Source organism: Serratia aquatilis (assembly GCF_044865145.1).
GTDB lineage: Bacteria > Pseudomonadota > Gammaproteobacteria > Enterobacterales > Enterobacteriaceae > Chania > Chania aquatilis.
Window position 1 is genome coordinate 1,580,846 of sequence record NZ_CP173186.1, and the last position, 15,164, is coordinate 1,596,009.

Consider the following 15,164-nt stretch of genomic DNA (forward strand, 5'->3'; position numbering starts at 1 on the left):
ACACGCTGTTTTGCCTGTCACAGATCATACGCAACCTGTTCCGCCAGATACTGACGTGCTCGACCCAGGCCAGCCAGTTCCAGGCGATAGGCCAGATCTGCACTGATAGTCGCCCGACCATTTAGCACTGCGGACAAATTACTGCGGGAGTAGCCCAGATGCTCCGCCAGTGCGGTAATGCTCAATCCAATCTCAGGCAACACATCCAGGCGTAGTGCCTCGCCTGGATGAGGGGGATTGAGCATAGGCATACAGACCTCCAGCGATGAACAAAACAGATGAAAAAGACATAAAACCGTAAGGTATCACCTCGCGATATGCTGTTCAATCCGCGAGCAACCCTTAAGTCTGGCAGATAGATCACTACCGCGCTGCGCTTGGTGCCTCCCCAGGAAGACAACGGCAACCGTTGTCTTCCTGGGGAGGTCTGATGATGTCGCGGCACGATGTAGCATCAATGGCGCTTTGATGTGGCGCTTAAAGTACGGGGGTGTGGAAGTCGGGTCAAGGGCAGGGGTGAAGCCGCAGCTCGAAGAGACCGGGTGAGCACCCTGGCGAAGCGGACCCTTGACGCGACTGGAACGCCTGACGCTGGCGGCAATGCCGGGGGATGGGGTGTTTAACCATCCTCCGGCGATTGCCTCGCGGCGAGCGGAGTTTTGGGGGGCTAACACAGAGCCATTTGCCGCAAAGGGGCTGTCACTGCCCCGCAGTGACAGCCCCCACCACCCGCGCAGGAATGTGGGTTAGCGCCGTATCCTATTGTTTATTGTTTGCGTGATGATGCCCTGGCAGACTGGTCGTGCAATAAGCCTTTCCGGTGGGATTCATTCATCGGTACTGACGTAAGGCAGTCAGCGTCAGGTCGGCAAAAAATTGTCGATGCTGCCTTCCTATGCGCCCGGCTCATCATGCGCGTGACCCCTTACCCATAGGGGGAGCCTGATTATTCTGTCCCCTTCTTCTCTCCGTACCCAAGGTGCTTCACCCCTCACCGGCAATCGTTCAGTGCGCAATGCCTGACACCGTTCGTCTTTCTTTTCTATCCCTTTTCTCACACACAGGAGGTTCTCCACAGCGCCGTGCGCTCTTTTTCTCGCATCAACCCCGCCCGATCTCCCCGCAGGGAGTACGGCGGACGCCTCAATGTAGGCAACAGGTGACTAAGCACCTGGCCCTCGCCCTTCGGGGATCTCGCTTTGGCGAGTTGGCAACAACACTCACCGATTAAAACTTAGTTTTGACCCTACACGCACACACGAGAGCCGCAGGAGGCCTTGATGGATGATTTAACTTACACACTGCGCCAGCTTTGCCAGCGCAACCGGGACGGCAGCCATACAACACAGGGCGACCGGCTGCGATCACTGACTTTGATGAGCCGCCAGTTACGCGACGCCGGTTTCCGCCAGATGCGTGCAACTTCGCTCAAGGGCAAACATATTGATGTCTTGCTGCAACGCTGGCAGGCCGAGGGTTTATCGGCTGGCACGCTTAAAAACCGTCTGGCACATGTGCGCTGGTGGGCTGAGAAAGTGGGCAAGGCCGGTATTATTCCGGCAGACAATACCCGGCTTGGTATTCCTGAACGGCGCTTTGTCGCCCAGGAGAGCAAAGCACAGGTGTTGGGTGATGCCCTGGACAGGGTGAATGATCCCTGTGTACGCATGAGTCTGGCCCTGCAACAGGCTTTCGGGCTGCGTCGTGAAGAAGCAATCAAGTTTCGTCCTGGCTATGCAGATCAGGGGGATTTCATTTTGCTGAAAGGCTCCTGGACGAAGGGCGGACGGGAGCGGGTTGTACCGCTTACAACGCCGCAGCAACGAGCCGTACTCGATGAAGCGCACCAGTTGGTCGGGGCAGGCTCACTAATCCCTGCGCAAAAAACCTACATCCAGCAGCGCCACACTTATGATGGACAGTGCAAGGGGGCGGGATTAAGCCATATGCACGGGTTACGACACCACTATGCACAACAGCGGTATGAAGCCTTGACCGGCTGGCAGGCTCCTGCTGCCGGAGGACCAAGCGCCAAGGCATTGACCCGAGAACAGCGCGTTCAGGATCGGGCCGCACGTCAAATCATTAGTCGTGAATTAGGCCATGAGCGTTTAGCTATTACAGCGGTTTATCTGGGACGATAACTTAACGCTCCACGACCCGGCGTTGAGTCATCACTTTAAACTCCCCAAATACAATTTTTTTGATATTTTGTAATCGTTCGATTACAATGAATCACATGTATACGATCAAGACCACTCACAAATTCACCGAATGGTTGTCCAGTATCAAGGACGGTATGACCAAGCGTCGCCTTGCGCGTCGCATCGAAAAGGCCCAGTTCGGGAACCTTGGCGACTGTAAGCCTGTCGGTGAAGGAGTATGGGAAATGCGTGAACACTTTGGTGCTGGATGGCGTATGTACTACATCCAGCGCGGAACCGTATTGATTGTAATGCTGGGCGGCGGAGATAAATCCTCGCAGTCGAAAGACATCGCTGAAGCCATTGCCCTTGCTGCAACCCTTAAGGACTGAACCATGAAAATTTCTAACCTGCCTGAATTCGATGTTACGGAATACCTGGACAGCCCCGAGGCACTTGCCGAATACCTGACCGTTGTAATGGAAGAGAATGACCCCGCTGCACTGGCCCAGGCTCTCGGTACGATTGCCCGTGCCCGTGGAATGAGCGACATTGCCAGCGCATCCGGGATTTCCCGTGAAGCACTCTACAAAGCATTGCGCCCGGATGCTCATCCGCGATTTGACACCATTAACCGTGTCTGTGCTGCTCTTGGGGTTAAGCTGGTTGCCCAAGCAACTCGCTGAACTTCATTGAGTAGGGGTAAAATCGGGAGAGAATCGTTACCACTGGGTAGTCTTTTTCTACAACGGTAGATTTGACGGTATTAATATTTTTAATTGGTTTAAATTGATTAAAAATCAATGTGTTGCATGAGGATTCAACGATTGAGTGGGAATGAGTTTTTAGCGTCTTCTGAAGGTCATTAACGTCTTAAAGCCAGTTAAATCAAATGATTGACTGGCTTTTTTATTACAGCCACTTTAAAAAGCAAGTTCACCGATCAAATCCCTCAGCCAACGTTGGCCGGCGTGTCCATGGCTGCGCTCATGCCAAACTAGACTGACTTCAAATTGCTCGGTAAGCCACGGTATATCCAGCATCAAGAGGCGATCCGACGTGCTCTGTAACAATCGCCGAGGGACCAGTGCAACAAGATCGCTAACTTGGACGATCTCGGGAACGGACAAGAATGAAGCTGCCGACATAACAACCTTACGCTGATGCCCGAATGCTGCTAGAACGTCATCGACCGGGGTGGTAAAGCTGCCGCCAGAGGGTGAAACAATCACATGTTCCAGTCGGACAAACTCCTCCATTGTCAGGTTGTCTCTGAGGGCAGGGTGATCCCGCCGGCCAATAAGCACATAGGTTTCGTCAAATAAATGGCGGGTTCTTAGATGAGTATGGTGCGAGTCCGGGGTGATCACGGCTATATCCACTTCCCCATTTGCCAACTGCTGTTCCAGTAGCCCCGGATTATAGTGGCGCACCGCGATGCGAATGCCGGGCGCTGTTTGTCGCAAGGCCATTACAAGGGGCATCACCACGGCAGCCTGTATGTAGTCGGTGCAGGCTATCGTGACGGTTAATTTTGCCCGCTCAGGATGAAAATCCTTGTGGGATTGCACTGTGCGGCGGAGTTGATCCAAAGACTCGCGCAAAGGTTCGAGCAACTCGAGTGCTTTAACCGTTGGCGTCATCCCACGACGAGCGGGAATAAGCAAAGGATCGTCAAATAGCTCCCTCAAACGGTTCAACTGCGCACTTACCGCAGGTTGGCTGAGATTAATTCTCACCGCAGCTTTCGTCACATTCTGTTCAACAAGCAACGCTTCGAGGGTTAATAGCAGGTTTAAATCTATCCGTCTGGTATCCATCTGGTGGATTCCTAGTCATAAAACAATCGATTTCTCTTATCCCTTACTCGTCCTGATAATGCAAGTTCAAACCGTAGGAACGTTCAGGAGCAGATCAATGTTGTCGAATAGCAAACCACTGATCACAGTAGTAGGGGCACTAAGTAAACAGGGGCGCAGCGTTGTACACACACTGTTGGCAAGCCAACGCTATCGCGTGCGAGCGTTAACCCGGCGGCTTGATTCCCCAGAAGCGCAAAACATGGCGTTGCAAGGGGCGGAGCTGTTGGTGATGCCACTTGAAATGGGGCATAAGGAAGAACTGGTGCAGGTTTTCGCAGGTTCACATGGGGTATTTCTGATGACGCCGCCTGTCACTCCAGAGGCAAGCCACGCCGAAACGTACGAAGCCGAACTGGGTAAACAGCTCGCTGATGCGGCCGTCGCAGCCGGTGTGGAACATATTGTGTTTACTAGCCTGGAAAACGTCGAAAAAATTACCGAGGGTAAGAAATGGGTCCCACACTTTACTGATAAAGCGCGGGTTGAGGACTATATCCGTTCACTGCCCGTCACCAGTTCATTTATCTACATGGCGTTTTTTTACACCAATCTGCTTGAGTATTATCAACCGCGACTGGAAGGTGACACTTTAGTCTTTCCTCTCTATTTACCAGAAAATTTTCGTGCACCTTTTGTTGATCCACTAACCGCAAGCGGTCCGGCCGTTTTAGAGATTTTTGATAATCAGGCCAAGTATGCAGGCCATTCTTTGCCGGTTATCGGCGAGATGATTTCACCCAAGGAGCTGGTTGATACCTTCAGCCGTGTTACTGGGAAAAAAGCCATTTACAGCTCGGCATATACTCGCGAGGAATTACTGCAACACTTCCCTGCATTTTCCAGTATGCAAGGGCTGGTCGATGAGATTTTAGGAATGGCTGAATATGCGGTGGAGTACGGCTATTTCCGTCAAGATCGCGATCTGCTTTGGAGTAGGCAAGTCAATCCAGGCAGTTTGACCTGGGAACAGTTCCTGCAAAAGACAGGATGGCAGGGGCAGGGATTATCTTTTGCTCGTTAAGCCTGGGTAATATTTTCATTTCCCTCGATAATCCTGTAACTCTAGGCAGGTTATGTCACGCTGCCCAACGATCTTGCATAGTGGTAGGCAATGGTTTGAGCGAGGTTGAGGATAAAGGAATTGGCTAATCAGGACTTTGACGGGGCGAAAATCGCTTTGCTGTATGCGGGTAAACTATTGGTCTACCAACGTGATCAAAAGCCCGGCATTCCCTGGCCCGGTAGTTGGGATCTGCCAGGAGGTGGGCGTGAAAACCATGAGACGCCGGTAGGGTGCGTACAGCGTGAAACGTGGGAAGAGTTCGGTATTACGCTTTCTGAGCAGCAGATCCTATGGCAGAAATGCTATACCTCGATTAGCCCAGGCGGTTCCCCTACCTGGTTTATGGTGGGGGAAATTACCCCCGCGCAGATCGCTGCCATTCGCTTTGGTAACGAGGGCCAACGCTGGCAAATGATGTCGACGGACGAATTTGTCAAACACCCGAACGGCATTGCCCACCTGCAGCAGCGGCTGGCTGGGGCACTGACCTTATTCCAGGGCGTTGGCCCGTTCGATTAACATGATGGAGTCTCTGTTGAAGGGGGGGCGAAAGTGAGGTCGGGTGACCACACGCGCGGCTGTATAATAGCAACTCGGTTTTGCCTCATGCCAGCTTTGCTTCGCCGTTATTGGCCCGGTAGGCACTCTTCAGCCGTTGCTGAATTGGCCTCCATCAGTTGGTTAATCGCGGTACCGACCTTTTTAATCGCCAGTTCAATCTCCGCCGTTAACTTTGGTGCGTAGTTGATACGCATGCAGTTACGATATTTCCCTGAGGCGGAAAAAATGCTGCCGACGGCGACTTGTACCCCCTGATTTTCCAAATTGCGATTAAGGCGCAGCGTATCAAAATCCTCGTACAGCTCGATCCACAGCATAAAGCCCCCTCTGGGCTGGCTGACGCGAACGTTTGCAGGGAAGTATTGGCCGATCCACTGGGTCATCAGGTCGCGATTTTGCTGATAGCGCTGCCGCATGCGGCGCAGGTGCTGAAGGTAGTGACCATGGCGGATAAACTCCACTAGTGCCAACTGTGGCTGGGTGGCCGTTAAGCCGGAACCGATATATTTCATATGCAGTACGCGCTCAAGGTAACGGCCCGGTGCGATCCAGCCAATGCGCAAGCCAGTGGCCAGCGTTTTGGAAAATGAGCTACAGAGCAACACCCGCCCGTCGTCATCAAAAGACTTAATGGTGCGTGGTCTTGGGTAGCTGTAGGCAAGGTCGCCATACACATCATCTTCGATAATGGCTACGTCATAACGCTGTGCCAAGGTCAGAAGCCGCTTTTTACGGGCTTCCGGCATGATGTAGCCCAATGGATTATTACAGTTGGGCGTCAACAGGATCATCTTGATCGGCCACTGTTCCAGTGCCATCTCCAGCGCTTCAAGGCTGATACCCGTCAAGGGATCGGTAGGGATCTCCAGAGCTTTCATGCCCAGGCCTTTCAATGTCTGCATAGTGCCGTGATAACAGGGGGAATCTACCGCCACTATGTCTCCCGGCTGGCAAACGGCGCGCAAACCTGTGGAAAGTGCCTCATGGCAGCCAGTGGTGACAATCAGCTGCTCGGCATCCAACTGGCAGCCAGAATCCAGCATCAAACGGGCGATCTGTTCGCGCAGGCCAAACACCCCTTGAATACTGTCGTAACGCAAACTACGCAGATCGCCATGGCGACCAACGTTGCTCAGCGCTTTTAGTAAGGGTTGGAGCGTAGGCTCAGTAATGTCTGGCATACCCCGCCCCAGTTGCAGCAGATCGTCCCGAGGGGGAGAGCGGACAATATCCAGCACCTGCTCCCATTGCGAAATCTCCACCGGCCGTTGTACCGGTCGGGTAACGGTAGGCAGCTCGGCGCGCAGTGGCTGGTTACGCACGAAGTAGCCGGATTTTGCCCGTGGCTCCACCAAACGCTTTTCTTCGAGTAAGCGATAGGCCTGCTGTACCGTACTAATACTGACGGTATGCTCCAGGCTGAGTGCTCTAATCGAGGGCAGGCGTTCCCCTGCGCTATAAAGCCCTTGCTCAATACGTTGGCTGAGGATCGCCGCCAGAGTGGCGTATCGTGTCATGCGGATAATCCCAAAGAGGCATGCCAGTAAAAACCGGTACAGATGCTGCCAAATTAGATGATTCAGTGGCCGATTAATAGCTTTTGTATTGAGGAAATAGTGATTTTCTGGGTCTGTATTGTTTTTGGCAGGAACGGCATCATCAAACCAATCAATAAACACGGAGATTATGATGATGAAACTTACTCAGAGCCAAAGCCTATGGCGCTGGTTGCATCTGTGCTTGCAGCGCCATCAGACACGTCAATCTTTGCTGCAGCTCAGTGACAACCAGTTGGCAGACGTGGGTTTGTCTCGTAAGCAAGCGTTACGGGAAGGCCAAAAACCCTTCTGGCGTAAATAAGGCAATGCCCGACTGCTTGATTCTGATCAAGGGGTGAAAAAGTCGGCAGGAAACTGCATGTTGTACACGATGGCATCCATAACCACAGTTTCTATCAACTGCCCATTGGCACCGTAGCTGATTATTTTGACAGGGAAAGCGTGGCGGCTTTCCAGCCAGACATCAAAGCGATGAACCTGGCTCACCATGATTCCGGCTGAACCTATGACAGAAACGTGTAGAACGGGTTGTCCCGAGAGGATTTCCTTGCCAACCACGGTGGTTTTACCATTTTGCTGCAGGCCACGCAGAGTCTGTAAAAATGTACCTATATCTGATTGGTCAACCCTGTGGCCGTTAGGATCCTGTATCAAGGCGTTGTCTGGGGAAAGGCTGACCACAGGAAGCGTACCGAGACCAAACGGCCAGACACGTGCTCGATCACTATCAGGGGCATAGATCAGCACTGCCCCGTGATGAGGATCGGAAAAATCCATGCGTACATAACCCGGCTTGCGGTAGCTGTATGTCAATAAGGTATTCCCCCCCTTGGGAGACTGTGAATGGAGCCGCAACTGATAGGAACTGAGTTGGTTAACTTGCTGTTGAGCCAGAATAATCGGGTCTACTGCGTTGGCATCGAGTGGTGGTAGAAATACGGTAGCGGCTTCGTTAGCAGCGTGTGCCACGAAGGATGACAATAACGCTGCTGCCAATAGCAGCCTGAGGCCGGTTGAGTAGTTGATAATTTTCTCCTGACCGCTATCAAGTTATGTGGACTTCATTGTTAAATATAGGCGTGATTTCAGGAAGTAAGCAGGTTAATTCATCATATTTCGCGTTCTCGCGAGGCTCTGTAACCCTCTGCAGCAGAGACCTCGGCAATGTAAAATGTGACGAACTTATATACGTTTGAATTATTTCAACTTGATGTTTTGCAATTTCATCCTCGAAAACTGAAAGCCGTCTACACTTGACAGAGAATTTTACCCGTTGCTCATCTTCACTTTTCAGAGATAACCACTCGGATATTCGGCTTACATAGGGATTACAATGAATACAAAGCAAACTCGTGTTGAAATGCCCGGAGTTGAAGAGATTAAAAACAATTTAATCAGCAAGTTGCGATACAGCTTATGTCTGGATCTAAAGGATGCAACTCATGCGGATATTTTCAATGCGTTAGCATTAACAATAAGAGATTTTCAGTTAGACAGCTTTTTTGCTACCAAGCATTATCAGAAAGAAGCGAAATCTAAGCGACTTTATTATCTCTCCATGGAGTTTCTACTTGGCCAGTCGTTGCGTAATAACTTAATGAATCTGGGATTATATCCTGCTGCCCACCAAGCGCTTAATGAGTTGGGTTTTGATTTTGAGGATATTACCGCAGAAGAGCCGGACGCAGCATTGGGTAACGGGGGGCTGGGCCGCCTGGCCGCTTGCTTTATCGACTCGATGGCTACGTTGGATATTGCTGCCTCTGGCCACGGCATAAAATATGAGTATGGGTTATTTAAACAATCCATTCAGCATGGCAGGCAGGTTGAACAACCTGACGACTGGCATTCTACCCACTCACCCTGGCTGATTGATCATCACTCACAGCTGATGCTTATCCCTATAGGCGGGCATATTGAAGAGAGTGAAGATATCGACGGCAATTACAATCCGATGTGGATGGATTGGCGGGTGATAGTTGGCGTGCCCCATGATTATTTTGTGACAGGCTATGGCGGTAAAACGGTTAACAAACTGCGGTTATATAGCGCTGCCGCCTCTGATTCATTTGATGTCCATATTTTTAACCGTGGCGACTATCTGCGGGCGGTGAGCCAAAAAATTGCTTCTGAAAACATCTCAAAAATACTTTACCCGGCGGATGAGATCCAATCGGGTAAAGAATTACGCCTGACTCAGGAGTATTTTCTGGTTGCCTGTACCTTACGTGATATTTTTCAGGAGTTTACCGATAAATCGGACGATATAACCGCGCTGCCGGATGCGGTTGCCATACAGCTGAATGACACGCATCCGGCTTTGGCGATTGTTGAGATGATGCGTATTCTGGTCGATGAGCATCGCCTGGATTGGGATGCTGCTTGGGATATTACGCAGAAAACCTGCGCATTTACCAACCATACACTGATGCCTGAAGCTCTCGAAACCTGGCCGGTCACACTGTTTGAGAAACTGTTGCCGCGCCACCTGCAAATTATCTACGAAATCAACCACCGATTCCTGGCCGATGTGGCCGAAAAATGGCCAGACAGACCAGAATTGCTAGCGTCATTATCTCTATTTGAAGAGCGCGGTGAGAAGAAAATCCGCATGGCCCATCTGGCTATCGTGGGCAGCCACAAGGTGAACGGTGTGGCTAAACTGCACTCTGAACTGATTAAGCAGGATCTGGTGCCAAACTTTTACTTTATCTCACCAGAGAAATTCACCAACCAGACTAATGGCGTGACGCCAAGGCGTTGGATCCAACAGGCCAACACTCAACTGGCGACATTTTTGACCCGCCAGTTGGGCGCAGGGTGGGTTACCGATCTTGATAAATTGCAGCGGCTGAAAAAATTGGCCAATGACAGCGGTGTTGTGGAAGAGATCCAAAGTATCAAGCTGCATAACAAACAGGCTCTCTGCCGGCTAATTGCTTCTCGGCAGGGTATAAAAGTCGACCCGCTGGCTATGTTTGACAGCCAGGTGAAGCGTATTCATGAATACAAGCGGCAATTGCTGAACGTTCTGCATGTCATACATCTCTATTTGGGGATTGTGGAATCGGGGAATACGCTAATACAGCCTAAGGTACACCTGTTCTCTGGAAAAGCAGCGCCGGGTTATGCAATGGCCAAGCTGATTATCCAACTGATTAATGAAGTGGCGAGAACGGTAAATAACGATCCGCGTACCAAAGGGCAATTGAGCGTCTTATTTCTGGAAGATTACAAGGTTTCTCTGGCTGAGCACATTATTCCCGCCACCGATCTTTCCGAGCAGATCTCGACTGCCGGAACGGAAGCTTCAGGGACCAGTAATATGAAGTTCTCCATGAATGGCGCTTTGACCATTGGCACAATGGATGGTGCGAATATTGAGATCCGTGATGCCGTCGGCGCAGAGAATTTTTACCTGTTTGGTGCCACCGCAGCTGAAATCAATACTCACCGGGCAACAGGTTCCCATAACCAGATCTACCACAGTAACCCGGTTATCAGAGAAACCGTAGATGCTTTGGTGTCGGGCAGGTTTAACCTGGATAAATCTCTCTTTCAGCCGATTTATCGTATGCTGACGGAAGGGGATCACTATTGTCATCTGCTTGACTTTGATAGCTATCGCCTTGCCCAACATCAGGTGCTTACTGACTTCTCCCAGCCTCAACAGTGGCACCAGAAGGCACTGTTGAATATTGCTGGCATGGGGAGCTTCTCAAGCGATCGAACAATCAAAGGTTACGCATCTGAAATCTGGGGGATCACCTGTTGAAGTGAATGGTTACTTCTGCAAAGTGATCAAACCTGAGACTGATACTTCTGGCGGAGCACGGCTGATTGCCAGAAGTATCATCAACCTGAGCTGATTACAGCCTTTTGAGGCAAGGATCATCATGTATGGAACTGCTTACCCAAAGTCCTCCTGCTGGGCCGCTGCAGGTGACCGTGCTGATTGTTGATGATTCAAAAAGTTATCGACATCTGATGGCGGCAGCGTTGATCAAGTGGGGGTTTAGCGTCTGCGAGGCTGAAGATGGCCAACAGGCGTTGCAAAAGTTGGCTCAACAGCCGATTCATATCGTTATCAGTGACTGGGAAATGCCGGTCATGGATGGTGTTGCATTGTGTCAGGCAATACGCAGTCGCGACTTTGGTCACTATATCTACGTGATATTACTGACGGCCAGACAATCCATCGAAGATTTGCTGACGGGGATGGAATCCGGTGCCGATGATTTTCTGTCTAAGCCGGTTAACCAAAGCCAGCTTCGCGCCCGGTTGCATGCGGCAGAGCGGGTACTGTTATTGGAAAGCACTTTGGCTGCGCGTAATGAGAAGCTCTCCTATGCTTATCGCCAGATAGAGTCCGACCTGCAAGCGGCAGCCAAACTGCAACACAGCTTTTTGCCAACCCACAATCTGTTTTTGTCAGGGTTTGAGTTTGATTGGATGTTTTTACCTTCGGCCTATGTGTCGGGCGACTCATTGAACTATTTCCCGCTCGGGGATCAACACATCGCTTTCTTTAGCGTTGACGTTGCCGGGCATGGTGTCAGTGCTGCCATGTTGTCTCTGGCGGTGGCCAGGGAGTTTCTCACAGGCCGCATTAGCAGCCTGTTGTTGCACCAAACGCCGGAAGGTGAGCGGGTTCCTGCGGCACCACATCGCGTGGTAGAGGAGCTAAATCAGCGTTTCTGTCTGGATAACGAGCAGGTGGTCAGTTACTACACACTGATTTATGGCGTGATTCATACCGCTACGGGTAATGGGGTTCTCTGCCAGGCGGGGCATCCAACGCCCTTTATTATCCGCGCTGGTGGTGAGTTGTCTTCCGTAGGCGAAGGGGGAATGCCTGTTGGGCTGTTTGCTGATGCGGAATACCAGGACATACATTTTACCCTCGAAATGGGTGATCGACTCTATCTTTACAGCGATGGGATCATCGAATGTGAAAATCACCTTCAGGAGCTTTATGGCGAACAGCGGCTACAGGCGTTGCTGACCGAGTGCCGTGGTTTGGCAAAGGATCGGGTGTTTGCGAGCGTGGAGAATGCGTTAAATACCTGGTGCTGTAGTGAACATGAGAATAGTCGGGGAACAGGAGCAATATCGCCCCAACCTTTTGCCGATGATATTTCGCTGATGGCCATTGAGCGTATCAGCCTTTCAACGGCTACACAGTGAATAAGGAGCTGTTATGAACTTTGAGATCCAGTCTGAGAATGGTGTGGAAATTATTATGCCTTTAGTACGCCGCCTGGATGCATCGGTGGCTACTATATTCAAACAGGAAGTTTTATCTTTTATCCAACAGGGTAAAAACTGCATTCTGCTGGACTTCAGCCAGGTGGACTTTATCGATAGTAGTTGCCTCGGTGCCTTGGTTTCAATGCTCAAAATGCTTAATGAACGGGGTGATTTGGCCCTCTGTTCCCTCAACAGCAATATCCAGAATATGTTCAAACTGACGCGAATGGATCGCATTTTTACGATTGGCAGCGATCGTGAAGCGGCGCTTAAAATGATGAATCGCTGAGTATCGCTAACGGTGTACGAAAGGAGAGGCCGTATGGCAAATGCCAACACTACGCTGCGTTTACCGGCATCATTGGCGAGTCTTGCAAAATTGAGTGAAGGGCTGCATGACTTTGTGGCTCCATTCTCGCTGGATCCAGCCGTTGTTTATCAGATGGATCTGGCCTCAAGCGAAGCATTTACCAATATTGTCAGGCATGCCGTGAATTATGACGCTAATCAGAACGTCATCATTACCTTGGCCATTGATGGCCAACAACTGACACTAACGCTTTCCGATCCGGGCTTACCGATCCCTGCTGAGGTTTTGCAGAATTCAGTAAAAGGGCCAGCTCTTTCCCCAGACCCATGCAACCCATCCGGATGGCCGGAAGGTGGCATGGGACTAATACTGATTCAATCTGTCATGGATGATGTGCAATATGAAACGGTGAATGGGCTAAACCGGCTTACGTTGAGCAAGAGTTTATTGAGTAACAGTACGTAGTCCTGAGAATAGCAGCATGGAGTTGTTATGTTCGAACCTGGTATGCCCGCTAATGAATCATTGCGCCAGAATGCATTGGATTCGCTCTATATTCTGGATAGCATGGCGTCGGAAAAACTGGACAGGATCACGCGCCTGACAGCCAGTTATTTTGGCGTGCCTATTGCACTGATCTCTTTGGTTGATCGGGATCGGCAGTGGTTTTTATCGCGCTACGGTTTAGATGCCCAGCAGACGACGAGAAATATATCCTTCTGCGGCCATGCTATTTTGCGCAAAGAAACGTTTGTTGTGCTCGATACTGGTATCGACATCCGCTTTGCTGATAATCCGTTGGTTAAAGGTGAGCCCTATATCAGGTTTTATGCCGGGCAGCCGTTACTCTCGCTGGATGGTTTACCGCTGGGTACTTTGTGCATTATTGATAGTCAACCCCGCGCATTTACTGAAGAACAAGCGGTCGAACTGAGGGATTTCGCGGCGCTCGTCGAGGAATATCTGCACGGTATTGAGCGCGATATGTATACAAAAAATCTTCAGTCTGACCTGCAGCGCTCCGAGACACTGTTTGAACAAACATTTGCTCAAGCTGCGGTGGGAATGGCGCTGGTTTCGTTGGATGGATATCCGCTACGAGTCAATTCGCGCCTTTGCGAACTGTTAGGCTATAGCGAACATGAGCTGTTGGCACGCACGTTCAAAGAAGTCACTCACCCTGATGATTTGGCTAGCGAGTTGGAACTGTTGAGGCAATTGCTGGCTAATGAAATATCCACTTACTCAATAGAGAAACGTTATTTCCGTTTCGACGGCCTGATCGTGTGGGTGGAACTGACCGTGGCACTTAACCGTTTGCCAGATGGATCCCCACATCACTTGATTTCCGTTATTGTTGATATCAGCGAACGTAAATTGGCTGAAACCAATCTCCGTACGTTGCAGCATGAACTGGAAGATCGGGTTATTTCACGCACGAAAGAATTGAACTCCGTTGTGAACAAGTTGAATCTGGAAATTGAAAGCAGAGTTAATGCTCAGCATCAACTCAATGCGGAAAAAGAACGTTTACGAGCGATCACCGATAATATGCCGGCATTGATTAGTCAGGTGGGGCCGGATGAAGTCTATCTGTTTGCCAACAGCGCCTATCAGCGTTGGTTTGGTATTGATGAGCTGTCTTTGAAGAAAATGACATTGCGCCAGTTCATGGGGGAAACTGCCTACCAAGTCGCCAAACCAATGATCGAAAGGGCGCTGCAGGGGCAAACCGTCAGTTTCGAGAATGAGTTGCAGGCAAAAAACGGTGTGTTGTCAATCCACACTACGTTGGTACCTTGTGAAACTCAGGGTTTTTACATTCTGTCGATGGATATCGGTGAGCTTAAGCGATTGCAACTGCGGCTGGAATACGAAGTGACTCACGATATGCTGACCGGCTTACCCAACCGCAGAGCATTTCTTCATCAACTGGAAGTAGCGAGGGAGGATTGCCTGACCAAAGGGCAGAACATGGCCGTTCTGTTCATTGATTTGGATGGCTTCAAACAGATTAACGACACCATGGGGCATGACTTTGGCGATGCAGTCTTGAAGACCTTTGCCAAGTTACTCAGCGGCTGTATCCATAATACCGGGTTTGTTGCCCGGCTCGCTGGGGATGAGTTTACCGCTGTGCTTTGGCAGCTATCTGATCCCCGCGCCCAGGTTCAGCGTTTTTGTGAACAGGTGTTAGCGCAACTGGCTGCGCTAAAGCGTATTGGCGAACAGGCTGTGCGCCTATCTGCCAGCATTGGAGCAGCGATTTATACCGGTGACAATACGACGATCACGATGCTTCTGGCAGAAGCCGATGGCGCGATGTACAGGGCAAAATCAGCGGGCAGAGGACAGTATTCGATCAATTGAGAACGGGTAATTCAACCCCTCTGCCCGCAGCTTATAGCATCACCG

16 protein-coding genes are annotated in these 15,164 nt (G+C 50.6%); 12 read left to right on the top strand and 4 right to left on the bottom strand.

Annotated features, from left to right (window positions below; genetic code table 11):
* Positions 1-17: 17 nt before the first annotated feature.
* The gene (locus SAQUA_RS07140; protein WP_380672067.1) at positions 18-251 is read right to left on the bottom strand and encodes a HigA family addiction module antitoxin; all 234 of its coding nucleotides are present in this window, start codon (positions 249-251) and stop codon (positions 18-20) included.
* 316 nt (positions 252-567) lie between these two features.
* On the opposite strand from SAQUA_RS07140, the gene SAQUA_RS07145 reads away from it, so the two are divergent.
* The 4 genes from SAQUA_RS07145 to SAQUA_RS07160 all read left to right on the top strand — a co-directional run bounded on the left by SAQUA_RS07145 (position 568) and on the right by SAQUA_RS07160 (position 2,830).
* Entirely contained in the window at positions 568-750 is a 183-nt protein-coding gene (locus SAQUA_RS07145; protein WP_380672069.1) for a hypothetical protein, read from the top strand.
* Positions 751-1,280: 530 nt separating this feature from the next.
* Complete coding sequence (locus tag SAQUA_RS07150) at positions 1,281-2,144, top strand: phage integrase N-terminal domain-containing protein (protein WP_380672071.1); 864 nt, start codon at positions 1,281-1,283, stop codon at positions 2,142-2,144.
* Between the two features lie 95 nt (positions 2,145-2,239).
* A complete protein-coding gene (locus tag SAQUA_RS07155; RefSeq protein WP_140920016.1) occupies positions 2,240-2,536 on the top strand; it encodes a type II toxin-antitoxin system RelE/ParE family toxin in 297 nt (98 codons plus the stop codon).
* A 3-nt stretch (positions 2,537-2,539) separates the two neighbouring features.
* Positions 2,540-2,830, top strand: a complete 291-nt coding sequence (locus tag SAQUA_RS07160) for an addiction module antidote protein (protein ID WP_223498199.1) — start codon at positions 2,540-2,542, stop codon at positions 2,828-2,830.
* A 237-nt stretch (positions 2,831-3,067) separates the two neighbouring features.
* Here SAQUA_RS07160 and SAQUA_RS07165 read toward each other — a convergent pair whose 3' ends face one another.
* Entirely contained in the window at positions 3,068-3,964 is an 897-nt protein-coding gene (locus SAQUA_RS07165; RefSeq protein ID WP_380672074.1) for a LysR family transcriptional regulator, read from the bottom strand.
* Positions 3,965-4,061: 97 nt separating this feature from the next.
* Between SAQUA_RS07165 and SAQUA_RS07170 the strand changes: the two genes are divergently transcribed.
* Positions 4,062-5,027: an NmrA/HSCARG family protein gene (locus SAQUA_RS07170; RefSeq protein ID WP_380672076.1), complete on the top strand. Its 966-nt coding sequence runs from the start codon at positions 4,062-4,064 to the stop codon at positions 5,025-5,027.
* Positions 5,028-5,147: 120 nt separating this feature from the next.
* Positions 5,148-5,588: an NUDIX hydrolase gene (locus tag SAQUA_RS07175; protein ID WP_380672078.1), complete on the top strand. Its 441-nt coding sequence runs from the start codon at positions 5,148-5,150 to the stop codon at positions 5,586-5,588.
* A gap of 107 nt (positions 5,589-5,695) precedes the next feature.
* Here the strand turns inward: SAQUA_RS07175 and SAQUA_RS07180 are convergent, their stop codons facing one another.
* A complete protein-coding gene (locus SAQUA_RS07180; protein ID WP_380672080.1) occupies positions 5,696-7,147 on the bottom strand; it encodes a PLP-dependent aminotransferase family protein in 1,452 nt (483 codons plus the stop codon).
* 169 nt (positions 7,148-7,316) lie between these two features.
* Between SAQUA_RS07180 and SAQUA_RS07185 the strand changes: the two genes are divergently transcribed.
* The gene (locus tag SAQUA_RS07185; RefSeq protein ID WP_380672082.1) at positions 7,317-7,490 is read left to right on the top strand and encodes a DUF1127 domain-containing protein; all 174 of its coding nucleotides are present in this window, start codon (positions 7,317-7,319) and stop codon (positions 7,488-7,490) included.
* A gap of 26 nt (positions 7,491-7,516) precedes the next feature.
* Here SAQUA_RS07185 and SAQUA_RS07190 read toward each other — a convergent pair whose 3' ends face one another.
* A complete protein-coding gene (locus SAQUA_RS07190) occupies positions 7,517-8,185 on the bottom strand; it encodes an outer membrane lipoprotein carrier protein LolA (RefSeq protein WP_380672084.1) in 669 nt (222 codons plus the stop codon).
* A gap of 364 nt (positions 8,186-8,549) precedes the next feature.
* Here SAQUA_RS07190 and SAQUA_RS07195 point away from each other — a divergent pair, with 364 nt between their 5' ends.
* From SAQUA_RS07195 to SAQUA_RS07215, 5 genes are all read left to right on the top strand, one after another.
* Positions 8,550-10,964 (top strand): glycogen/starch/alpha-glucan phosphorylase, encoded by a 2,415-nt coding sequence (locus tag SAQUA_RS07195; RefSeq protein WP_380673606.1) that lies wholly within the window; start codon positions 8,550-8,552, stop codon positions 10,962-10,964.
* A gap of 125 nt (positions 10,965-11,089) precedes the next feature.
* Positions 11,090-12,376, top strand: a complete 1,287-nt coding sequence (locus tag SAQUA_RS07200; protein WP_380672086.1) for a PP2C family protein-serine/threonine phosphatase — start codon at positions 11,090-11,092, stop codon at positions 12,374-12,376.
* A gap of 13 nt (positions 12,377-12,389) precedes the next feature.
* Positions 12,390-12,728: an STAS domain-containing protein gene (locus tag SAQUA_RS07205; RefSeq protein WP_380672088.1), complete on the top strand. Its 339-nt coding sequence runs from the start codon at positions 12,390-12,392 to the stop codon at positions 12,726-12,728.
* Positions 12,729-12,761: 33 nt separating this feature from the next.
* Positions 12,762-13,214, top strand: coding sequence for an ATP-binding protein (locus tag SAQUA_RS07210; protein WP_380672090.1), 453 nt, complete (start codon positions 12,762-12,764; stop codon positions 13,212-13,214).
* A 27-nt stretch (positions 13,215-13,241) separates the two neighbouring features.
* Positions 13,242-15,119, top strand: coding sequence for a diguanylate cyclase domain-containing protein (locus SAQUA_RS07215; protein ID WP_380672092.1), 1,878 nt, complete (start codon positions 13,242-13,244; stop codon positions 15,117-15,119).
* Positions 15,120-15,164 lie beyond the last annotated feature (45 nt).